Origin of the sequence: Streptomyces sp. NPDC020845 (assembly GCF_044334165.1) — a bacterium.
Taxonomy (GTDB): domain Bacteria; phylum Actinomycetota; class Actinomycetes; order Streptomycetales; family Streptomycetaceae; genus Streptomyces.
The window spans coordinates 113,501-133,988 of record NZ_JBIRSJ010000004.1; the positions used below are offsets into that span (position 1 = coordinate 113,501).

A 20,488-nucleotide genomic window follows, 5' to 3' on the forward strand; every position below is an offset into this window, starting at 1 on the left:
CGATCCTCGACCACGGATCCGGCTACGGCCGCGTCATGGAGAAGCTCGAACAGCACGGCTTCGACAACCTCACGGGCGCCGATATCTCGCCAGGAATGATCGAACGGGCACGCCACCTGCATCCCAGATAGGCCACGTGAATCGGGCACACTGGCCGGGGTCGGGTCCGCCGTTCTATCTCCAACCTGTGTTGTTCCTAGAATGGCCGGGTGGAGGACATTGACGCGATCGCGGCGTTGCAGGATCCGGTGCGGCGTCGCCTGTACGAGTACGTGGCGGCGCAGGGCCGCGAGGTCGGGCGCAACGAGGCCGCCGAGGCGACCGGGGTCGCGCGCACGCTCGCTGCGCACCATCTGGACAGGCTGGCCGAGGTCGGGCTGCTGGAGAGCGGCAGCCGCCGTCTGTCGGGCCGCTCGGGGCCGGGGGCGGGCCGTCCCGCCAAGGTGTACACGCGGGCGCAGGCGGAGCTGTCGGTGTCGCTGCCCGCCCGCGACTACCGCACTGCCGCCGTGCTGCTCGCTGAGGCGGCCGAGCAGGCCGGGCTGGATGCCGGGCTGTGTGCGGCGGCGCGCCGCCGGGGTGAGGTCCTGCGTGGCTCGGCGGCGCCCTGCGGCGGTCTTGAAGAGGCCATGGAGATGCTGGCCGCCCGCGGCTACGAACCACACCTGGAAGGCGCCGAAGACGCCAAAGGGGTGTCGGAGGCGGCCGCGAGTGTCGTGCGTATGCGCAACTGCCCCTTCCATGCTGTCGCCGAACGCTTCCCGCCATTGGTCTGCGGCATGAATCTCGCGCTGCTGGAGGGGCTGTTCGGCACGGACGGCCCCGTCCGCGCCCGCATGGACCCCCGGCCGGGGGAGTGCTGCGTGGTGGTCGAGAATTCTAAAAACAACATTGATTGACATAGAAATGGGGGCCATGCTGGGATGAGGCCATGACCGCATCCGCGCATGCCGCCCACCTCGCCCACCTCAACGTCGCCAAACTCCGACACCCCCTTGACGACCCGCGCACGGCGCCGTTCGTCGAGATGCTCGACCCGGTCAACGCCTCCGCCGACGCCGCGCCCGGCTTCGTGTGGCGGCTCGTCGAGGAGGGGGCGGCCGACGCCACCGGCCTGCGCCCGGCGGGCGAGAACGTCATCGTCACCCTGTCGGTGTGGGAGACGCAGGAAGCCCTGTGGGACTTCACCTACCGCAGCGGGCACCTGGAGGCCATGCAGCGGCGCCGCGAATGGTTTGAACGGCACGTCGAGGCGCACCTGGTGCTCTGGTGGGTCCCCGTCGGCCACCTCCCGACCGTCGACGAGGCCCTGGAGCGGCTGGCGGACCTGCGGGCGCACGGGCCGTCCCCCCGCGCGTTCACCTTCGCCTCCTCCTACACCGCAGCCGAGGCCCTCCAGCGCCATCAGGCCGCGCCGCCAACGCAAGCTGAAGCAATTAACTGATCCACAGGTCTTGACGATTACTCGGTCGCGCTGGAGGTGCCGCAGGCGTTGGTGTCGCAGGCGTTGGTGTCGCAGTACGTCGCAGTACGCGGACTTGCTGTGCTGGTCATGGGTCCGGCTGCACCATCGGATTGATCGGCAGTGGACTGATCGGCGGCACCGTCGCACGCCTACCGGACGGTCCCGGTCGAGAGCCGGCCGCCGTGCCGCTGCGCGGCAAGGTCGTCATCGACACCACCAACCCTGGCGGTCGTCGACCGGGGTGGGTTCAACCGGGCCGCTTCGGCGCTGTGACGTGTCGCAGCCCTCGTTGTCGCGGTGTCTGGAGACGGCGCGAGCGAGCGTGGCGGCGGCGCAGGAGTTGCGTGAGGGGCGGCTGGATGTTGCGGCGATGCTGTCGCAGGCGGTCGAGCCGCTGACGACGCTGATCCGGTCCTTCGCCGAGCGGTATCCCGGCGTGGCGGTGGCGGTGAAGGCGGCCTTCACCGCCCGCGATGTCATCGACGCGGTGCGGACCGGGGCGGTCGAGCTGGGTCTGCTGGCTTCCGCCGGCCCGGTGCCGGACAAGGAGGTCCGCTCGCATGCGCTGGGTGAGCAGCGGTTCGTGCTGGTGGCTGCGCCGGGCTCCTTCCCCGGCCGGCAGGTGGTACGCAGTGAGGAGCTGGCGGGTCAGCGGCTGATCGTGGGGCAGCCCGGGACCGGGATGCGGGCGTACGTCGATTCCCTGCGGGATCAGGGCATCGGCTTCACCGTGGCGGCCGAGACCGAGCACCGGGTCGCTCTGTTGCCTCTGGTGCTGGCCGGGTCGGGCTCGCGGTGGTGACGGAGTCCTGGCGGGAGATCGCCCGGCAGACGGGGGCCGATGTCCTGGACATCGAACCCGCGACCGCGCTGCGGGTCTCGCTCGTCAGCCGCCGTGGCGTCCTGTCGCCGGCCGCCGCGGCCTTCTGGACGACGGCGGTCCCGTCCGGCCCCTGACAGATAGGCGTCGGTTATAAGGCAGATCCGGATTGAGTCTTGGACGCCCTGCCGGCCGCCTTGCTGGAATCGACGGCATGACGAACCACCGTATTGCCCTGATTCCCGGCGACGGCATCGGCGCCGAGGTGCTGCCGCCCGCGCAGCAGATCCTCGACGTCCTGGGCCGCCGCCACGGCTTCACCCTGTCGTACACGTCGTACGACGACTGGTCCTGCGAGCGGTATCTGCGGGAGGGCGCGATGATGCCCGCCGACGGCATCGACCAGCTCCGCGACAAGGACGCCATCCTGCTGGGCGCGGTGGGCTACCCGGGGGTGCCCGACCATGTCTCGCTGTGGGGCCTGCTGATCCCCATCCGGCGCAGCTTCCGCCAGTACGTCAACCTCCGGCCCATCCGCGTCTTCGAGGGCATCGACAGCCCGGTGCGCTGCGCCCGGGCGGGCGACGTCGGCTTCGTTGTCGTCCGCGAGAACGTGGAGGGCGAGTACAGCGAGGTCGGCGGCCGGCTCAACCGCGGCTTCCCGGACGAGATGGCCGTCCAGGAGTCCGTTTTCACCCGGGCCGGTGTCACCCGCGTGCTGGACTACGCCTTCGAGCTCGCACCGTACCGCCGTGCGCGCCGCCGTACGCAAGAATTTGCGCTACTTGCGTGAGCTTGCGCCGCACGGGACAAGGTGTCGCTCCGCAACCACCGGGCGGGACATTGAGGCTCAGGAGGAGCTTCGACGACAGGCGCGGGTGAAAAGTATGTCGTCCTGACTGTAGACGCACTCACATCGCTCTGCAATATTCCGATGGAAAGGGTGCAAAAAAATGAACACGGCATCCGTGTGAGCTCGTCCTCTCCATACGGAGAGCTCCTGCCTCCATACGGAGAGATCCCGCCGCCCTGTCGTACCGCGCCACCACTCTGCCCAGGAAAGAGCCGTCCTCGCCGCCCCTCCGGCGCGCGCGAACCTCCGCAGGGAGTGACCCCGCATGATTCGACCCAAGCCGAGATCCTGGAGACGGCGCGCAGCAACTGCTGCGCTCGCCTCCACTGTCATGGTTCTAGGCATGCCCGCCGTCGGCGCGCAGGCGGCCGGCGGTCCCAACGCCGCCGCGGACGCCCCGGCCAAGTCCGGCGGCGCCCTCGGCACCCACTCGGCCGCCAATGTCGCCGACGGCGACGCCGACACCTACTGGCAGGCCGGAAAGAAGTCCGCCCAGTGGGTGCAGACCGACCTCGGCCGGACCGAGCGCGTCCGCCAGGTCGTACTGCGCCTGCCCGCCGACTGGCAGACCCGCAAGCAGACGCTGGCCCTCCAGGGCAGTTTCGACGGCAAGAGCTTCGCCACGCTCAAGTCGTCGGCGCAGTACGTCTTCAGCCCCGGCAACGGCAACACGGTCAAGATCTCCTTCCCCGCGACCCTCGCCCGGTACGTGCGCGCCGACTTCAGCAAGAACTCGGTCGCCCCCACCGCCCAGCTCGGCGAGATGCAGGTCTTCACGGCCGCCGCCTCGACCCCCAACCTCGCCTTGGGCAAGACCTTCACCGAGAGCGGGCACGCCGACGTCTACGGGGCGGCCAACGCCGGTGACGGCAACCGGGCCACCTACTGGGAGAGCAAGAACGACGCCTTTCCCCAGTGGCTCCAGGTCGATCTCGGATCGTCGGTCAAGGTGAACCAGGTGACCCTGCGGCTGCCCAGCGGATGGCCGAGCCGCAGCCAGACGCTCAAGATCCAGGGCTCGACGGACAACCAGAACTTCACCGATCTGACGGCCCCGAAGGCGTACACCTTCGACAGCGGCAACGACCAGTCGGCGACCATCGGCTTCGACACCACCACGACGCGCTATGCGCGGGTGCTGATCACCGCCAATTCCGGTTGGCCCGCAGGGCAGTTGTCCGAGCTCGAGGTATATGGACCGACCACCGGTGACACCCAGGCACCCACCGCGCCGACGAACCTGACCTACACCGAGCCGGCCACCGGCCAGATCAAGCTGACCTGGAACGCGGCCACCGACGACACCGGCGTGACCGGCTACGACATCTACGCGGGCGGTCAGCTGCGGGCGAGCGTCGCCGGGAACGTCCTGACGTACACGGACACCCAGCCGGCCGACAGCGACATCACGTACTACGTCCGGGCCAAGGACGCCGCGGGCAACGTCTCCGCCAACAGCAACAGCGTCACCCGCAAGGGAACGAGCGGCGACACCCAGGCCCCCACGGCGCCCGGCAACCTCGCCTACACGCAGTCCGGCAGCGATGTGAAGCTCACCTGGCAGGCGTCGACCGACAACGTCAAGGTCACCGGCTACGACATCTACGCGGGCGGCGAACTCGTCAAGTCCGTGGCGGGCGACGTCACGACGTACACCGACACCCCGTCGGCCGCGGCGACGGTCACCTACTACGTGAAGGCGAAGGACGCTGCCGGGAACGTGTCGGCGGCGAGCAACAGCGTCACCCGGCCCGGTTCCGGTTCCGACTCCGACCTCGGCCAGGGCAAGCCCATCGAGGCATCCTCGTACACCTTCACCTACCTCGCCGCCAACGCCAACGACGGCCAGACCAGCACCTATTGGGAGAGCGCGGGCGGCGCCTACCCGGCCACCCTCACCACCAAGCTGGGCGCCAACGCCGACCTCAGCCAGGTCGTCGTCAAGCTCAACCCGGATGCGGCCTGGTCCACGCGCACCCAGAACATCCAGGTGCTCGGCCGCGACCAGGACGCGACGGCCTTCACAAGCCTCGCGGCGGCGAAGGACTACACCTTCAACCCGTCCAGCGGCAACACCGTGACGATCCCGGTCTCCGGCGCGGCCGCGGACATCCAGCTGAAGTTCACCGCCAACTCCGGCGCTCCGGGCGCGCAGGTCGCCGAGTTCCAGGTGATCGGCACCCCGGCCGCCAACCCGGACCTCAAGGTCACCGGCATCACGAACACGCCCGCCGCCCCGCTGGAGACGGACGCTGTCAGCCTGTCGGCCACCGTCACCAACGGCGGCACCAAGGCGTCGAAGGCCACCGACCTGAACTTCACGCTCGGCGGCACGAAGGCCGCCACGGCGGACGTCCCGGCCCTCGCGGCCGGCGAGTCGAAGGCGGTCACCGCGAGCATCGGGACCCGGGACGCGGGCAGTTACGCGGTCGGCGCCGCGGTGGACCCGTCGAACAAGGTCATCGAGCAGAACGAGGCGAACAACGTCTTCACCCGCTCCGACGCCCTTGTCGTCAAGCCGGTCTCCAGCTCCGACCTGGTCGCCGCACCGGTCTCGTGGGCCCCGTCCAGCGCGTCGGCCGGTGACGACGTCAAATTCACCGTCGCGATCAAGAACCAGGGCACGACGGCCTCGGCCTCGGGTGCCCACGACGTGACGCTGACGATCCAGGACTCCAAGGGCGCCACCGTCAAGACCCTGACCGGCTCCTATAGCGGTGCCATCGCGGCCGGTCAGACGACCGCACCCGTCAGCCTCGGTTCGTGGACGGCGGTCAACGGCAAGTACACCGTCAAGACCGTCATTGCCGACGACGCCAACGAACTGCCGGTCAAACGGGCCAACAACACCACCACGCAGCCCCTGTTCGTCGGCCGCGGCGCGGACATGCCGTACGACATGTACGAGGCCGAGGACGGCACGGTCGGCGGCGGAGCCAAGGTCGTCGGCCCGAACCGGACCATCGGCGACATCGCCGGCGAGGCCAGCGGCCGCAAGGCGGTCACTCTCAGCGCGACCGGCCAGTACGTCGAGTGGACCACCCGAGCGGCCACCAACACCCTGGTGACCCGCTTCTCCATCCCCGACGGCACCAACACGACGCTGAACGTCTACGTGGACGGCCAGTTCCTCAAGGCGATCGATCTGACCTCGAAGTACGCCTGGCTGTACGGCAACGAGACCGCACCCGGCAACTCGCCCGGCTCCGGTGCGCCCCGCCATATCTACGACGAGGCGAACCTGCTGCTCGGCAAGACCGTTCCGGCCGGTTCCAAGATCCGGCTCCAGAAGGACGCGGCCAACACCTCCTCCTACGCCATCGACTTCATCAACACCGAGCAGGCGACCGCGGCTGCGAACCCGGACCCGGCCGGCTATGCGGTCCCGGCCGGCTTCTCGCAGCAGGACGTGCAGAACGCGCTCGACAAGGTCCGCATGGACACGACGGGCAAGCTCGTCGGCGTCTACCTGCCCGCCGGAGACTACGAGACCTCCAGCAAGTTCCAGGTCTACGGCAAGGCGGTCAAGGTCGTCGGAGCCGGACCATGGTTCACCCGCTTCCACGCGCCCTCCTCGCAGGAGAACACCGACATCGGCTTCCGGGCGGACGCCACAGCCAAGGGCTCGACGTTCGCCGGATTCGCCTACTTCGGCAACTACACGTCCCGCATCGACGGCCCGGGCAAGGTGTTCGACTTCGCAGGCGTCTCCGACATCACCATCGACAACATCTGGGTCGAGCACATGGTGTGCCTCTACTGGGGCGCCAACACCGACTACATGACCATCCAGAACTCCCGCATCCGGGACATGTTCGCCGACGGCATCAACATGACGAACGGCTCCACGGACAACCACGTCGTCAACAACGACGCCCGGGCCACGGGCGACGACAGCTTCGCCCTCTTCTCGGCAATCGACGCGGGCGGAGCCGACGAGAAGAACAACCTCTACGAGAACCTGACGTCCACACTCACCTGGCGGGCCGCCGGAATCGCCGTCTACGGCGGCTACAACAACACCTTCCGCAACATCCGCGTCGCCGACACCCTGGTCTACTCCGGCATCACGATCTCCTCGCTGGACTTCGGCTACCCGATGAACGGCTTCGGGACCGACCCCACGACGATCGAGAACGTCTCCCTGGAAAGGACGGGCGGCCACTTCTGGGGCTCGCAGGTCTTCCCGGCCATCTGGGCCTTCTCCGCCTCCAAGGTCTTCCAGGGTATCCGCGTCAACGACGTCGACATCGACGACTCCACCTACGGAGGCGTGATGTTCCAGACCAACTACGTCGGCGGTCAGCCGCAGTTCCCGGTGAAGGACACGATCTTCACTGATATCTCCATCACCAACTCCAAGAAGAGCGGAGACGCGTTCGACGCCAAGTCCGGGTTCGGCATCTGGGCCAACGAACTCCCGGAACCCGGTCAGGGCCCCGCCGTCGGCGAAGCCACCTTCCGCAACCTGCGGATGAGCGGCAACGCCCAGGACATCCGCAACACGACCAGCACGTTCAAGATCAACGTCGGGTAGACCGCGAACAGCGCCGAACGGCACGGGGCCTCTCTCCAAGGAGAGAGGCCCCGCGTCGTCGTACCCCGGCGGAGCCTGCGCGGTACAGCGAAGAAGTGGCTGAGCACCGTCGGCGGGCGTCAGTCTGATCGCCTCGAGAAGTTGCCCGACGAGGCCACTACGGCACCGACGCGATGCCCCCGTCGACGCGCAGGTTGATGCCGTTGATGTAGCCGGCCAGCGGGCTGGCGAGAAACGCGACCGCTGCCGCGACATCGTCCGCAGTGCCGAGCCTGCCCGTCGGGTTCGGGGCGTACTCGGCCACCACCAGCGGTTCCAACTCCGTCCATTGCTCTGGCCAGCCTCGTGCAGCCGCTCCGTCTTCGAACATCTGCCGCATGCCGTCCGTAACGATGACACCGGGGCTCACCGTGTTCGCGGTGATGCCGGATCCGGCCAGATGCTGGGCCAGGCTGGTCGTCATGTTGACCACCGCCGCCTTCGCCGCCGAATACTCGACCATGTTCGGCAACGGAGTCGTCGCGGCCCGGCTTCCCACATTGACCACCCGCCCCCACCCGCGCTCGCGCATCCGAGGCACCAGGGCCTGGATCATCCGCACGGCGGACACGACGTTCCCGTTGATCGCGTTCAACCACGCCGCCGGTTCCGCCGTTTCCCAGTCATGCTCGGCGAATGGGCCGGCGTTGTTGACCAATATCTCCACGCCCCACCCGAAGGCCTGCTCGGCCACCGTCCCGGCGGCAGCATCATCAGCAAGGTCCCCCAGCACGACGTCCACTACCCCGCCAGCAGCACGAAGCCGTGCTGCGACCCCGCCGACACGCTCAGGATCGCGACCGTGCACCAATACGGCGCACCCTTCATCGACCAGCCGCTGGGCCACTGCAGCGCCGATGCCTCCGCTGCTCCCCGTCACCATCGCCCGTCGTCCCGCCAGGTCCAGGTTCATATTTCGGGAGGCTAGACCACGCCTGTGACAATCGGTGCCGGCCATGTCCGAGGGCAGCTGACCGCGGGCCTGCTCCCTGGGGGGACGGCCTGCGGAGCGTCGGCGGCGGCGCCTTCGGCGTAGACCGTCGACGCCGACCAGACACGGGGCGGCGACCTCGGGCTCGGGAAGAGCGTCGACCAGCCGCAGGATCGTACTGCGGCTCACCGACACCCCGAGGACGCGGGCCTCACCGACACCCCGAGGACGCGGGCAATGCGGGCTCCGGCCCGGCCCGCGAGGGCCAGACCGACCGCGGCCAGGGTCGAGCGCAGCCGATCGGTCCGCTCGCACTGGTCGCCGAAGGTGAGGGATGCATCGGGCTGCCAGGGGCAGCCGGCCTGGTCCACCACTCACAGGCCCTAACGTTGGTCCATGTTCAAGATGCCGCGGGTCGAACTACACCCGCTCACCCTCTCCGACCAGGACGAGTTCTGCACGCTCGTGCAGGCCAGCTCCGAGCTGCACCTGCCATGGATGCGGCTACCCGCGACCGCGGAGGAGTTCCAGGCCTGGATGCACCGCTTTGACGACGGCACCAACCGGGGCTTTCTGATCCGTGTCCGGGAGACCGGCGCAGCCGCCGGCACGGTCAACATCAACTCGATTATCCGGGGCCGCTACCAGGGCGCGTCTCTCGGCTATGCGGCCTTCGCCCCGTCCGCCGGGCAGGGGTACATGACCGAAGGGCTCGCCGTCACCTTGCAGTACGCCTTCACCGACCTGCGGCTCCACCGGCTGGAGGCCAACATTCAGTCGGCGAACAAAGCATCCCTGGCCTTGGTCCAGCGGCTGGGCTTCCGCTACGAAGGGGTTTCGTCCGCCTACCTCTACATCGACGGGGGCTGGCGGGACCACGAACGCTGGGCCATCACCGCACCGAACCCCTGGACACCCGATCCGTCCCTTCCCGAGGTCTGAGTCGCCCGGCGCCGCTTGTGAAATACGCTCCGGGCGAGGTGGTCCTCTTGTCGGCGCGACCGCTCCCTGCCGGTCGCCACAGGTGACGATGCGGCTGGCTGATGATCCGCTAATCTCATCGCCTTGGCAGTGCTCCATCGGTTCCTGGTGAGGTTATGGCCGACTCAGCCCCGCACGATCTGCCGCTGTCCTTCGGACAGGAGCAGCTCTGGTTCCTCGACAGACTGCGGCCGGGCAACTCGGTCCACAGCGTCGCTGTCGCCTTGCGCATCCGGGGGGACCTGGATATCGAGGCGCTGCGTCGGGCCTTCGGCGAGATCGTGCGGCGCCACGACACACTCCGGGCCCGCTTCCCCGACAGAGCCGGCGTACCGGTGTGCGTACAGGCCGACAGCGCGGAGCTTCCGCTGTCGTTCACCGATCTCGGCGGGCTCCCGGAAGACTGGCGGGAATCCGAGGCGGAGCGGCTGTTGAGCGAGGAGGCCGACGCTCCCTTCGATCTCGCGTCGGGGCCGCTGATCCGGTTGCGGCTGGTGCGCCTGTGCGGCGAGGACCACGCGCTGGCCGTCACCGCGCACCAGATCGTCCTTGACAGCGCGTCCATGGAGGTACTGCTTCGCGAGCTCGGGCAGGTCTACGCGGCGTTCCGGGACGGCCGGCCCCCCGTGCTGCCCACGCCCTCCCCGCGGTACGCCGACTACGCGCGCGAGCAGCGCGGCCGGTCGTACGCCGCCTCACTGGAATACTGGCGGAAGCGGCTCGATGGCGTGCCCGCGATGCTGCGGCTGCCGTGCGACCGACGTCGGCCCGCCGTACGGAGCGGACGCGGTGCGGTCCAAAGCTTCGAGCTCGGCCAGGAGTTGACGAACCGGCTGACCGGCTTCAGCGACAGCCGGGGGACCACCGTGGCAACCACGGTCCTCGCGGCGTTCAAGACCCTGCTTGCGCACTACTGCGACCAGCGGGACATTACGGTGGGCACGATCCTGCCCAACCGGCCCCAGGGCGAACCGGACAGCGCGATCGGGCACTTCGCCAACACGGTGGTGCTCCGCAGCGACCTTTCCGGCGCCCGGCTCGAGCCCGGTTTCGGCGAGGTCGTCCGCCGGGTGGACGCGGCGGTGCGGGAGGCCCGGGTGCACGGCGACATGCCTTTCGAAGAGCTGATCAGAATCCTTCAGCCGGAACGTGATCCGAGTTCCACCCCACTGTTTCAGGTGCTTTTCCGCGCGTCGGAAGGGCGCGAGGAAGCAGAGGAAGCACCGGAATTCGCCCCGCTCGCGGTGGAGCGCATCGACCTGCCGCGCACCTCGGCCAGGTTCGATCTCACCCTGGGTGTCAGGCATCTGGGGGAACGGCTGGTCTGCGAGCTGGAATACAGCACCGACCTGTTCGACCCCGCCACGATCCGGCGCATGGCCGGACACCTGCGGCAGCTGCTCGAAGACGCCCTGGCCAACCCCGACCGGCCCGTCAGCGCGCTGCGCCTGCTCACCCCGGCGGAACGCGAGCAGATCCTGACCAGCTGGAACGACACCGGCTCGGAGCGAGGTGAGCCCCGGTGCCTGCACACCCTCTTCGAGGAGCAGGTCCGCCGCACGCCGGAAGCCCTCGCGGTGGTGTGGCGGGATCAGCGGCTCACCTACCGGCAGCTGGACGAGCGCGCCAACCAGATGGCGCACGCCCTGCGCTCCCGGGGGGTCGGGGCCGAAACCGGTGTCGGCATCTGCCTGGAGCGCTCGGCCGCGACTCTGGTCGCCCTTCTCGCGGTGTTCAAGGCGGGGGGCACCTTCATCCCGCTGGACCCGGACTATCCGGCGGAGCGCCTGGCGTTCATGCTGTCGGACTCCAAGGCCTCGCTGCTGATCTCCGACGCCACCACGGCAGCGGCCCTGACCGGAGCCGACGCCGTACCCGTCCTCCTGATCGACAGGGACGACCTGGAGATACGGTCCCAGCCGACAGTGCCGCCGGTAACCGCGGTACTCCCGTCGAATCTCGCGGGCATGCTCTACACCTCCGGCTCGACCGGAACCCCCAAGTGCGCGATGCTCACGCACGCGAACTTCGCCAACTACTTCCACTCGTTCGAGGAGCGCTACGGCCTGAGCCGGCGCCTGAGGGCTCATGTGCAGATGGCGAGCTTCTCCTTCGACATGTTCATGGGCGACACCATGCGCGCGCTGTTCACCGGCGCCACGCTGGTGGTGTGCCCGCGCGAGGTCTCGCTGTCGCCGCCGGAGCTGCTCGACCTGATGCTCCAGGAAGGCGTCAACAGCGCGGAGTTCGTGCCGCCGCTGCTGCGGGTGTTCCTGGACCATGTCGAGGCGAGCGGGCAGTCGCTGGAGTTCCTGGACTTCCTCATGGCGGGCGGTGATGTCTGGTACGTACGCGACTTCGAGCGCGCGCGGCGGCTGTGCCACCCGGGGACCGTGATGGCCGGGACCTACGGTCTCACCGAGTCCACCATCGACAACACCCACTTCGCCGAGGGGCACCCCGGCGACGACCCCGACGGCGCCCTCCCGGTCGGCCGCCCGCTGCCGGGCAGCCGGATCTACATCCTCAACAGCGCGCTGCAGCCGGTCCCGCCCGGAGTCGCGGGTGAACTCTATGTCGGGGGTGCCGGTGTCGGGCGCGGCTACTTCGGCCGGACCGCTCTGACCGCGACCCGTTTCGTTCCGGATCCGTTCAGCGGGGTCCCCGGGGCACGGCTTTACCGCAGCGGTGATCTGACCCGGTACCGCCCCGACGGCACGATCGAGATCGTCGGCCGGTCCGACCACCAGGTGAAGGTCCGTGGCTTCCGGGTCGAGCTGGGGGAGGTCGGGGAAGCCCTGCGCGGCCACCCGGATGTCGAGGACGTCCTGGTCATCGTGCATGACAAGGCCCCCGGGGACCGGCATCTGGTGGCCTATGCGTCGGTCGCCGCCGGACGGTGGCCGACTTCGGGCGAAACACGGCCCACGTGGGAGCGAGAGACCCGGGCCCGGCTGCGCGATCACCTGCGTGGGCGGCTGCCGGGCTTCATGATCCCTTCAGCGATCGTTCTGCTGGAGAGCATGCCGCTCAACTCCAACGGAAAGCTCAACCGCCGTGGGCTGCCGAGCCCCGAACAGGAGCTGTCCGCCCAAGTCGGCGGCGGCGCCGAGCCACGCAACCCGGTCGAGGAGATCATCGGGGGCATCTGGAGCGATGTCATCGGGCTCGGCGGCATCGGCGTGCACGACAACTTCTTCTCCATCGGCGGCCATTCACTCCTGGCCACCCAGGTGCTCGCCCGGATCCGCACCGATCTGGGCGCCGAGCTCCCGGTTCGCGCGATCTACGAGAGCCCGACGATCGCGGGACTCGCCGAACGGGCCGAGGCGTCGCTGCGGGCCGGCACACCGACGACGCCGCCGATCGTGCCCCTGCCCCGTGTCGCCGGACAGCGGCTCCCGCTGTCGTTCGCCCAGCGACGCCTGTGGTTCATCGACCAGTTGGAGCCGGGCAGCCCGGCCTACAACATCGCGTCTCCGCTGCGGCTGCGCGGCGCGCTCGATCGGGAGGCGCTGCGGCGGAGTCTGGAGGCGATGGTCGAACGCCACGAGGTGCTGCGTACGGTCTTCGGTTCCGATGACGGCGAGCCGTGGCAGGAGATCCGGCCCGTGCCGTCCTGGGAACTGGCTCTCACCGATCTCAGCGGGCTGGGGGCGCGAGAGCGGACGCGCGAGGCCGAGCGGCTGGTCGGCGAGGAGGCCATGCGCCCCTTCGACCTGGTCCGGGGACCGCTCATGCGGACGGAGCTGCTGCGTCTGGCCGCCGACGAGCACATCCTGCTGCTGACCATGCACCACCTCGTCACCGACGGCTGGTCCGGCAGCGTCTTCTTCGAGGACCTGGCCGCCCTCTACGCGGCCGGGGGGCACCAGGAGCGGGCGGGCCTGGCCGAGCTGCCGGTGAGCTACGCCGACTACGCGGTGTGGCAGCGCGACTGGCTGCGAGACGGGGTTCTCGCACACCAACTGGTCTACTGGAAGGAAAGGCTGGCCGGCCCGCCGACGGCCATCGAACTGCCCTTCGATCGACCTCGCGAGGCTGCCGGCAGTTCGGCGGGACGGGTGGTGGAATTCCGCGTCCCGGCAGATGTTCTGGACGGGATCCGCGCCGTCAGCCAGGCCGGGAGCGCCACGGTGTTCATCACCTTGCTCGCGGCCTTCCACTGCCTGATGGGCAGGCTCACCGGTCAGGACGACATCGTGGTGGCCGTGCCGACCGCCGCCCGGGGCCGTACCGAACTCGACCGTCTCGTGGGCTTCTTCGTCAACACCCTGGCGCTGCGCGCCGACCTTTCCGGTAATCCCACCTTCCGATCCTTGCTGGACCAGGTACGCCGAGTGGCGCTGGACGGTTACGCGCATCAGGACGTGCCGTTCGAGAAGATCGTCGAGGAGCTGAACCCGGACCGGAGCCCATGGCACAATCCGCTGGCCCAGGTGCTCTTCGTACTGCAGAACAACGCCCCGGAGACCGCCGAACTGACCGGACTTGACGTGGAGCCCGTACCGTTCGACGTCCGCACCTCACAGTTCGACCTCGGCATGCAGCTCTGGGAGACCGACTCCGGGCTCCAGGGCGTGCTCTCGTACCGCAGCGAACTCTTCGACGCGGACACCGCTGAGCGGATCACCTCCTTGTGGCGCACGCTGCTGCACAGCGTGGCGGCAGCCCCGGACACCCGCCTGTCCGACCTGCCCCTCTCCGCCGCCCGCCCGCTCGCGGCACCGCCGACCGGCGCGGAGTGCCCGCCACCGCCGATCGCCGACGGGCAGACCGCCGACGGGCAGACCGTCATCTCCCTCTTCGACGCCCAGGTCCGGCGCACACCCGACCGGATCGCGGTGGTGTACGGCGCCACCGAGCTCACGTACGCCGAACTCGGCGAGCGGGTGGACCAGATGGCGCTGGTGCTGCGGGAGGCGGGGGTGGGACCGGAGCTGACCGTGGCGGTGGCGCTCCCGCGCTCGGCCCACCTGGTGATCGCGACGCTCGCCGTGCTCAGAGCCGGAGGCTGCTGTCTTCCGCTCGACCCCGGCACGCCGCACGATCGCCTCGAACTGCTGCCGACCGGCTGCCCGCCCGTCCTGACCGTCACGGACCGCGCCCATGCCTGGTTCCTGCCCGCCGGCCTGCCCACACTGGTCATCGGCGAACCAGGGCCGGCCGCCCCGCCGCACCTCCGCACACCGGCTCCACAGCCGGCCGGCGCCGCCTGCGTGGTCAGGGCCGCGGGCGAGCACGGCGAACCCCTGGGGGCCGTCCTCTCCCACCAGGACGTGCTGCGTGTGATCACCGGGGCTGGTGCCTGTCCCGGGCTCGGCGACGTCTTCGACCTCACCGTATGGGAATGGTGGGGGCAGTTGCTGCGTGGCGGCCGCGTGACCGTCACGTCCCGCCGTTCGGCCGGGCAGGTCTCGGCCGGGCAGGTCGCGGACACGAGTGCCGACCGGCCTCCGGCCTACGTACTGGACGGAGCCGGGCGACGGGTGCCGCCCGGCGTCGTCGGCGAGCTGTACCTGCCCGGTCCGGGCCCTGCTCGTGGCTACCCGGGGCGACCGGCCCACACCGCGGAGCGCTTCGTGGCCGATCCGTACGGGCCGCCCGGCGGGCGGATGTACCGCACCGGCGCCCGGGCCCGGCTGCGCGGCGACGGCTCTGTGGATCTCGTGGGCCGGGCAGGTCAGGGGGAGAGCGCGGCTGCCAGCGCTCTCCCGATCATGGCCGACGGTCCGGGGGACAGCATCGCCGGATGAGTGCACTCGACGGAGATCTCCTCGATCGTCCCATCGATGAAAGGGGTCCACTCCCCGACCGCGTCCCGGCCCTCGGGCCGGTCCAGGGCGGCGGTGAAGAAGAGGAGATCTCCCCGGTACCGCCGGGGTACGTAACCCCGCCACAGCGCACGGTGATGCCTCAGGGCGGCCAGCACCCGCGGCATCTCGTCCGCCGCGAGCCCGTCGAGTCCACCGATCGCCTCGTGGAGAAGTTCCACCGCGTCGCCCTCCCCCCACCGGGGAAGCCGGTCGCCGTCGTCATGGAATTCCGGATAGCTGTCCAGCATCCCGAGGAACCGCACCTCTTCGCCCGCCTCTTGGAGCTGTACGGCGACGGCATGCGCGACGAGGCCGCCGAAGGACCAGCCGAGCAGCCGGTACGGGCCGACGGGCTGCACCGAGACGATCTGCTCGCGGTAGTCGTGTGCCATCTCCTCGATGGTCGCGGGGCACGTCGCCCCGGCCGACAACGCCCGGGACTGCAGTCCGTACACCGGCAGATCCGGTGGCAGATGGCGGATCAGCCCGGCGTAGCACCAACTGATGCCACCACCCGGATGCACACAGAACAGCGGGGTGCCCGAACCGCCCGCCGTAAGCCGCAGAAGGACGTCGAAGGCCGCCCCGTCGCGCTCGCCGACCCTGCCCAGACGCCTGGCGAGGGCGGCGACCGTAGGCGCCTCGAACAGGTCCCGCAGTCGCACCTCCACGCCCAGCCGGGCCGCGATCCGGCCGACCAGCCGGGCGGCGAGCAGCGAGTGGCCGCCCAGTTCGAAGAACCCCTCGTCGGCGCCGATCCCCTCGGCGCCGAGAGCTTCCGCGAACAGCTCGCACAAGACCTCTTCGACCGGCGTGCCCGGTCCCCGGCACGACTTCCCGGCGCCGGCCCGTGGCGCGGGCAACGCCGCACGGTCGAGCTTGCCATTCGGCGTCAGCGGCAGCGCCGGAAGCGGCACCACGGCGGCGGGCACCATGTACTCCGGCAGCAGCCGCCGCGCCCGCTCGCGTACGGCCGAGCCGTCCATGCTCTCGGGGGTCCCGCCCTCGACGGGCACCACGTACGCCACCAGCCGCTGGTCTCCCCGCCTGTCCTCCCGAGCCACCACCGAGACCTGGCCCACGACCGGGTCGGCGGCCAGTACGGTCTCGATCTCGCCGGGTTCGATACGGAAGCCACGGACCTTGACCTGCTGATCGGCCCGCCCCATGAAGTCCAGCACCCCGGTCGGCCGCCACCGTGCGAGATCGCCGGTGCGGTACATCCGCTCGCCCGGGGCCCCGAAAGGGCACGCGACGAACCGCTCGGCCGACAGGCCCGGCCGGCCCAGATATCCCCGGGCCAGGCCCGAGCCCGCGACGTACAGTTCGCCCACGACACCAGGCGGCACCGGAGCCAGCGCGGAATCCAGCACATAGATCCGGGTGCCGGCCAGGGGACGGCCGATGGGCACCGTTCCGGGCGGGAGCTCGGCACCGGGCTCCACGGGGAAGTCGGCGCAGCTGACCGTGGTCTCCGTCGGTCCGTACACGTTGTGCACGGTCATGTCCGGGTGCCTGCGGCGCCATCTGCGAAGCGCCTCGGCGGTGAGGGCTTCGCCGGCGAGCAGCAGCTGACCGGTGGGCGCGCAGAGGTCGGATGCCTCGGCCAGCAGCGGCAGATGACTCGGTGTGGCCTTCACGAAGGTGAACTCCATACCGGCCGGCTCCGCCATCTCGGCCAGCTCCGCCACCTCAGCGATTGAGGCCGTGAACAGGCAGCCGCCGACCGTCAGCGGCGTCCACAGGGCGGTGACCGTCAGATCGAACGAGAGCGACGTGTGGAGCAGAACCGTACCGGCGGTCGCCGGGTAGGCCCGGCGTGCCCAGGCCAGGTAGTCGGCCAGAGCTCCGTGGGTGACGATGACCCCCTTGGGGCGGCCTGTCGAGCCTGAGGTGTAAATGACATAGACCGGATGACCGGGATGTGTTCGCACGGCCGGATGGGCGGCGGGTCGGCTCTCCAGCTCGGCCTGGGCCGAGGAGCTGTCGAGGCACAGCCGGGGGATGGCCGGCTCGGCCGTCGGGTCGGCCTGTGCCGTGGTGAGGACCAGCTCCGGCCGGGCGTCACGGAGCATGGCGCCGAGCCGTTCCGCCGGATAGCCGGGGTCCAGCGGAAGGTAGGCGCCCCCTGCCTTGAGGACGGCCAGGAGCGCGATGACGGCCTGCGCCGAACGGGGCAGGGCGACCGCGACCAGCTTCTCCGGGCCGATTCCGCGTGCGGCCAGCAGGTGTGCCAGCCGGTTGGCCCGCGCCTCCAGCTCCGCGTACGTGAGCACCAGGCCGCCGTCGGACAGGGCCGGTGCGGCCGGGGTCCGGGCGGCCTGGGCCGAGAAGAGCGCGGGGAGGCTCGGGGCGGGTGCGCCCGGGCCGGTGTCGTTCCACTCGGTCAGCACACGGTGCCGCTCGGCGGCGTCGAGGATATCGATGCGTCCGACGGTAAGGTCCGGGTTCCGCGGGGCGGCGGCCAGGATCCGTACCAGACGGGCGGCCATACGCTCGGGCGTCCCATGGTCGAACAGGTCGGTGCGGTAACGGAGTTCCCCCGAAAGGCCGGCCGGTTCACCGTCGCCGCCGAATCGCTCCCTCAGGCTGACGGTCAGATCGAACTTGGCGCTCCGCGTGTCCACCTCTTCGAGGCCGACCCGCAACCCGGGCAGTTCGGGGACGGCATCCCCCTCGGGTTCGAAGACCAGCATCACCTGGAAGAGCGGATGCCTGGCCAGGGACCGCTCGGGGCTGATGAGTTCCACGACTCGCTCGAACGGAAGCTCGCCGTGTGCGTACGCCTTCAGGGTCCCGCTCCGCACACGCTCCAGCAACTCCCGGAAGGTGGGGTTGCCGGAGGTGTCGGTGCGCAGGACCAGAGTGTTGGCGAAGAAGCCGACCAGTTCCTCCAGCGCCACCTCGTCGCGGCCCGCCGTCACGGTGCCGATCGGGATGTCGGTGCCGGCCCCGAGCCTGGTCAGCAGCAGCGCCAGCGCGGCCTGGACCACCATGAAGGAGCTGGCCCGCGTGTCCCGTGCCAACCGGGTCAGTCCGCGGTGGGCCTCGGCGCCGACCTCGATCGGTACGGCCCCACCACGGAAGTCGCTCACGGCCGGACGGGGCCGGTCGGCGGGCAGCGACAGCTGCTCGGGCAGGCCGGTGAGTTCGGCGGACCAGAAGGCGGACTGGCGGGACACCTCGCTGTCCGGGTCGTCCTCGTCTCCCAGCATCTCCCGCTGCCAGAGGGCGTAGTCCGCGTACTGGACCGGCAGCGGTTCCCACTGCGGTGCGCGGCCATCCGCCTGGCACCGCGCCCGGTACGCGGTCCCGAGGTCACGGAAGAGCGGGCCGATGGACCAGCCGTCGCAGGCGGTGTGGTGAATCACCAGCGCCAGTACCGATTCCTCCGGTGCCGGCAGCAACAGCCGAGCGCGGACAGGAATCTCCCGCGCCAGGTCGAAGGGGCGCGCGCCGAACTCCTCCAGGTCCTGGGCGAGCGCCGCCTCATCCGTCTCACCCACCTCGAACGGCACGCTCAGCGCCTCCGGATCGAGGATGTCCTGGTGTGCCACTCCCGCCGTCTCGGTGAACACCGTGCGCAGACTCTCGTGGCGGACCACCACATCCCGCAGGGCGGCCTCCAGGGCGGCATGGTTCACGGCGCCGGAGAATCGCAGCGCCAAGGGGACGTTGTAGACCGGGCTGGGCCCTTCCAGCCGGTCGATGAGCCACAGGCGCTGCTGGGCGAAGGACAGCGGAATCAGGCCGGCCACCCGGACTCCCACAGTGTGCGGTTAAGGGTTACGGGTACCAGAGCGACCGCCAGTACCGCCGCGAGCAGTGTGAACATGGCGCCGGGCGACAGGAAGTCGAGCAGCAGGCCGCTGCCGAGCGTTCCGGCGGGCATTCCAAGGGTGAAGAGCATGAAGGTCGCGGCCATGACCCGGCCCCTCAGCTCGTCGGGGACCTGTTGGAAGATCAGCACATCGGTCATCACATCGAGCGACGGGTCACTGAGCAACATCACCGCGAGTACGAAGAAGACCAGGACCGGGCTGCTGGACAGCGGCAGCACCAGGAGCGGCGGCACATACAGCCAGGACGCGGCGATCAGCAGCTTCCCGGGGCCCATCAGCCGGTGCAGCCGGCTGACGAAGAGCACCCCGACGATCCCGCCGACCGCCTCGCCGGACAGGGCGAGGCCGATGCCGGCACTGCCGACCCCCTCGCGCTGCAGGAGCACCAGGCACGACAGCACCGTGGCGGAACAGACCAGATAGAGCGCGAAGGTGATGCCCACCGTGGCCCGCAGCAGCGGGCTCCGGGCCAGGAAGCGGATTCCCTCCAGGGCTCCGCCGCGCGCCTTCCCCCCGCTCGTCTCCGCCTTGCCGTCGAACGGGACCGCGCAGGCCGCGCCGAACGAGAGCAGCGAACCGACAGCCGCGCCGATGAACGGAGCCGAACGGCCGAGCCCGAAGAGGAATCCCGCCAGCGGCGGCCCCAGCAGACCCGTACCGTTGGTCCGCAAGCCGTCCTGGGCGAGTGCCTGCCGCAGCTGCGCCTTGGGCACGACCGAGCGAATCGCGAGCGTCCGGACCGGAAACGCATAGGCCATGGTGGCGCCGACCACCACCGCGACCAGAAGGATATGGGTGAGGGTCAGCCGGTCCATCGCGAGGGCGAGGGGGACGGTCAGGGACGCCAGGAATCGCAGCCCGTCGGCCACGATGAGGACCAGCCTGCGGTCGTAACGGTCCGCGACAGTGCCCGCGTGGATCCCGAAGAGCACCTGCGTCAGAAGCTGCGCTCCGCTGAACGCTCCGGCGGCGAACGTCGATCCGGTCATCGCCAGCAACAGGAGCGGATACGCGGTGGTGGACATGCGGGAGCCGAGCAGCGATGCCGCGGAACCTGCCCACAGCATCTGAAACCGCCAGTTCCTGCGCAGCGGACGCAAACCCGCGGTCGTCTCACCCGCTTCAGCCGACGCCATCCCCTGCCCCCGCTTGCCACCGCCCAAAATAATTCGGCCATGATTTCAGGGCCGAGATCAAATGTGCA

The 20,488-nt window shown here is 69.8% G+C and carries 10 protein-coding genes and 2 pseudogenes; 8 read left to right on the forward strand and 4 right to left on the reverse strand.

The window, feature by feature from the left end:
* Positions 1-2 precede the first annotated feature (2 nt).
* The 6 genes and pseudogenes from ACH4U7_RS10660 (at position 3) to ACH4U7_RS10685 (ending at position 7,675) form a co-directional block, all read left to right on the forward strand.
* Positions 3-131 carry a methyltransferase domain-containing protein gene (locus ACH4U7_RS10660; RefSeq protein WP_398527982.1) on the forward strand — a complete coding sequence of 43 codons (129 nt, stop codon included), beginning with the start codon at positions 3-5 and terminating at the stop codon, positions 129-131.
* Between the two features lie 78 nt (positions 132-209).
* Positions 210-899 (forward strand): helix-turn-helix transcriptional regulator, encoded by a 690-nt coding sequence (locus ACH4U7_RS10665; RefSeq protein ID WP_398527600.1) that lies wholly within the window; start codon positions 210-212, stop codon positions 897-899.
* A 32-nt stretch (positions 900-931) separates the two neighbouring features.
* The gene (locus ACH4U7_RS10670; protein ID WP_398527601.1) at positions 932-1,444 is read left to right on the forward strand and encodes a DUF3291 domain-containing protein; all 513 of its coding nucleotides are present in this window, start codon (positions 932-934) and stop codon (positions 1,442-1,444) included.
* 243 nt (positions 1,445-1,687) lie between these two features.
* Positions 1,688-2,422 (forward strand): annotated as a pseudogene (locus tag ACH4U7_RS10675) (LysR family transcriptional regulator).
* 77 nt (positions 2,423-2,499) lie between these two features.
* Positions 2,500-3,045 (forward strand): annotated as a pseudogene (locus tag ACH4U7_RS10680) (isocitrate/isopropylmalate family dehydrogenase); the annotation flags it as partial.
* A 358-nt stretch (positions 3,046-3,403) separates the two neighbouring features.
* Positions 3,404-7,675 carry a discoidin domain-containing protein gene (locus tag ACH4U7_RS10685; RefSeq protein ID WP_398527602.1) on the forward strand — a complete coding sequence of 1,424 codons (4,272 nt, stop codon included), beginning with the start codon at positions 3,404-3,406 and terminating at the stop codon, positions 7,673-7,675.
* Between the two features lie 157 nt (positions 7,676-7,832).
* Here ACH4U7_RS10685 and ACH4U7_RS10690 read toward each other — a convergent pair whose 3' ends face one another.
* Together ACH4U7_RS10690 and ACH4U7_RS10695 are read right to left on the reverse strand one after the other, a co-directional pair.
* Positions 7,833-8,627 (reverse strand): SDR family NAD(P)-dependent oxidoreductase, encoded by a 795-nt coding sequence (locus ACH4U7_RS10690; protein WP_398527603.1) that lies wholly within the window; start codon positions 8,625-8,627, stop codon positions 7,833-7,835.
* A gap of 203 nt (positions 8,628-8,830) precedes the next feature.
* Positions 8,831-9,019 (reverse strand): hypothetical protein, encoded by a 189-nt coding sequence (locus ACH4U7_RS10695; protein ID WP_398527604.1) that lies wholly within the window; start codon positions 9,017-9,019, stop codon positions 8,831-8,833.
* A 22-nt stretch (positions 9,020-9,041) separates the two neighbouring features.
* Between ACH4U7_RS10695 and ACH4U7_RS10700 the strand changes: the two genes are divergently transcribed.
* Positions 9,042-9,587: a GNAT family N-acetyltransferase gene (locus ACH4U7_RS10700; protein ID WP_398527605.1), complete on the forward strand. Its 546-nt coding sequence runs from the start codon at positions 9,042-9,044 to the stop codon at positions 9,585-9,587.
* Positions 9,588-9,742: 155 nt separating this feature from the next.
* On the forward strand, positions 9,743-15,382 hold the full coding sequence (locus tag ACH4U7_RS10705; RefSeq protein WP_398527606.1) for an amino acid adenylation domain-containing protein: 5,640 nt from the start codon (positions 9,743-9,745) through the stop codon (positions 15,380-15,382).
* Here the strand turns inward: ACH4U7_RS10705 and ACH4U7_RS10710 are convergent.
* Positions 15,310-19,200 (reverse strand): amino acid adenylation domain-containing protein, encoded by a 3,891-nt coding sequence (locus tag ACH4U7_RS10710; RefSeq protein ID WP_398527607.1) that lies wholly within the window; start codon positions 19,198-19,200, stop codon positions 15,310-15,312. The genes ACH4U7_RS10705 and ACH4U7_RS10710 overlap by 73 nt on opposite strands.
* On the reverse strand, positions 19,188-20,420 hold the full coding sequence (locus ACH4U7_RS10715; protein ID WP_398527608.1) for an MFS transporter: 1,233 nt from the start codon (positions 20,418-20,420) through the stop codon (positions 19,188-19,190). Before ACH4U7_RS10715 ends, ACH4U7_RS10710 begins: the two co-directional genes overlap by 13 nt.
* Positions 20,421-20,488 lie beyond the last annotated feature (68 nt).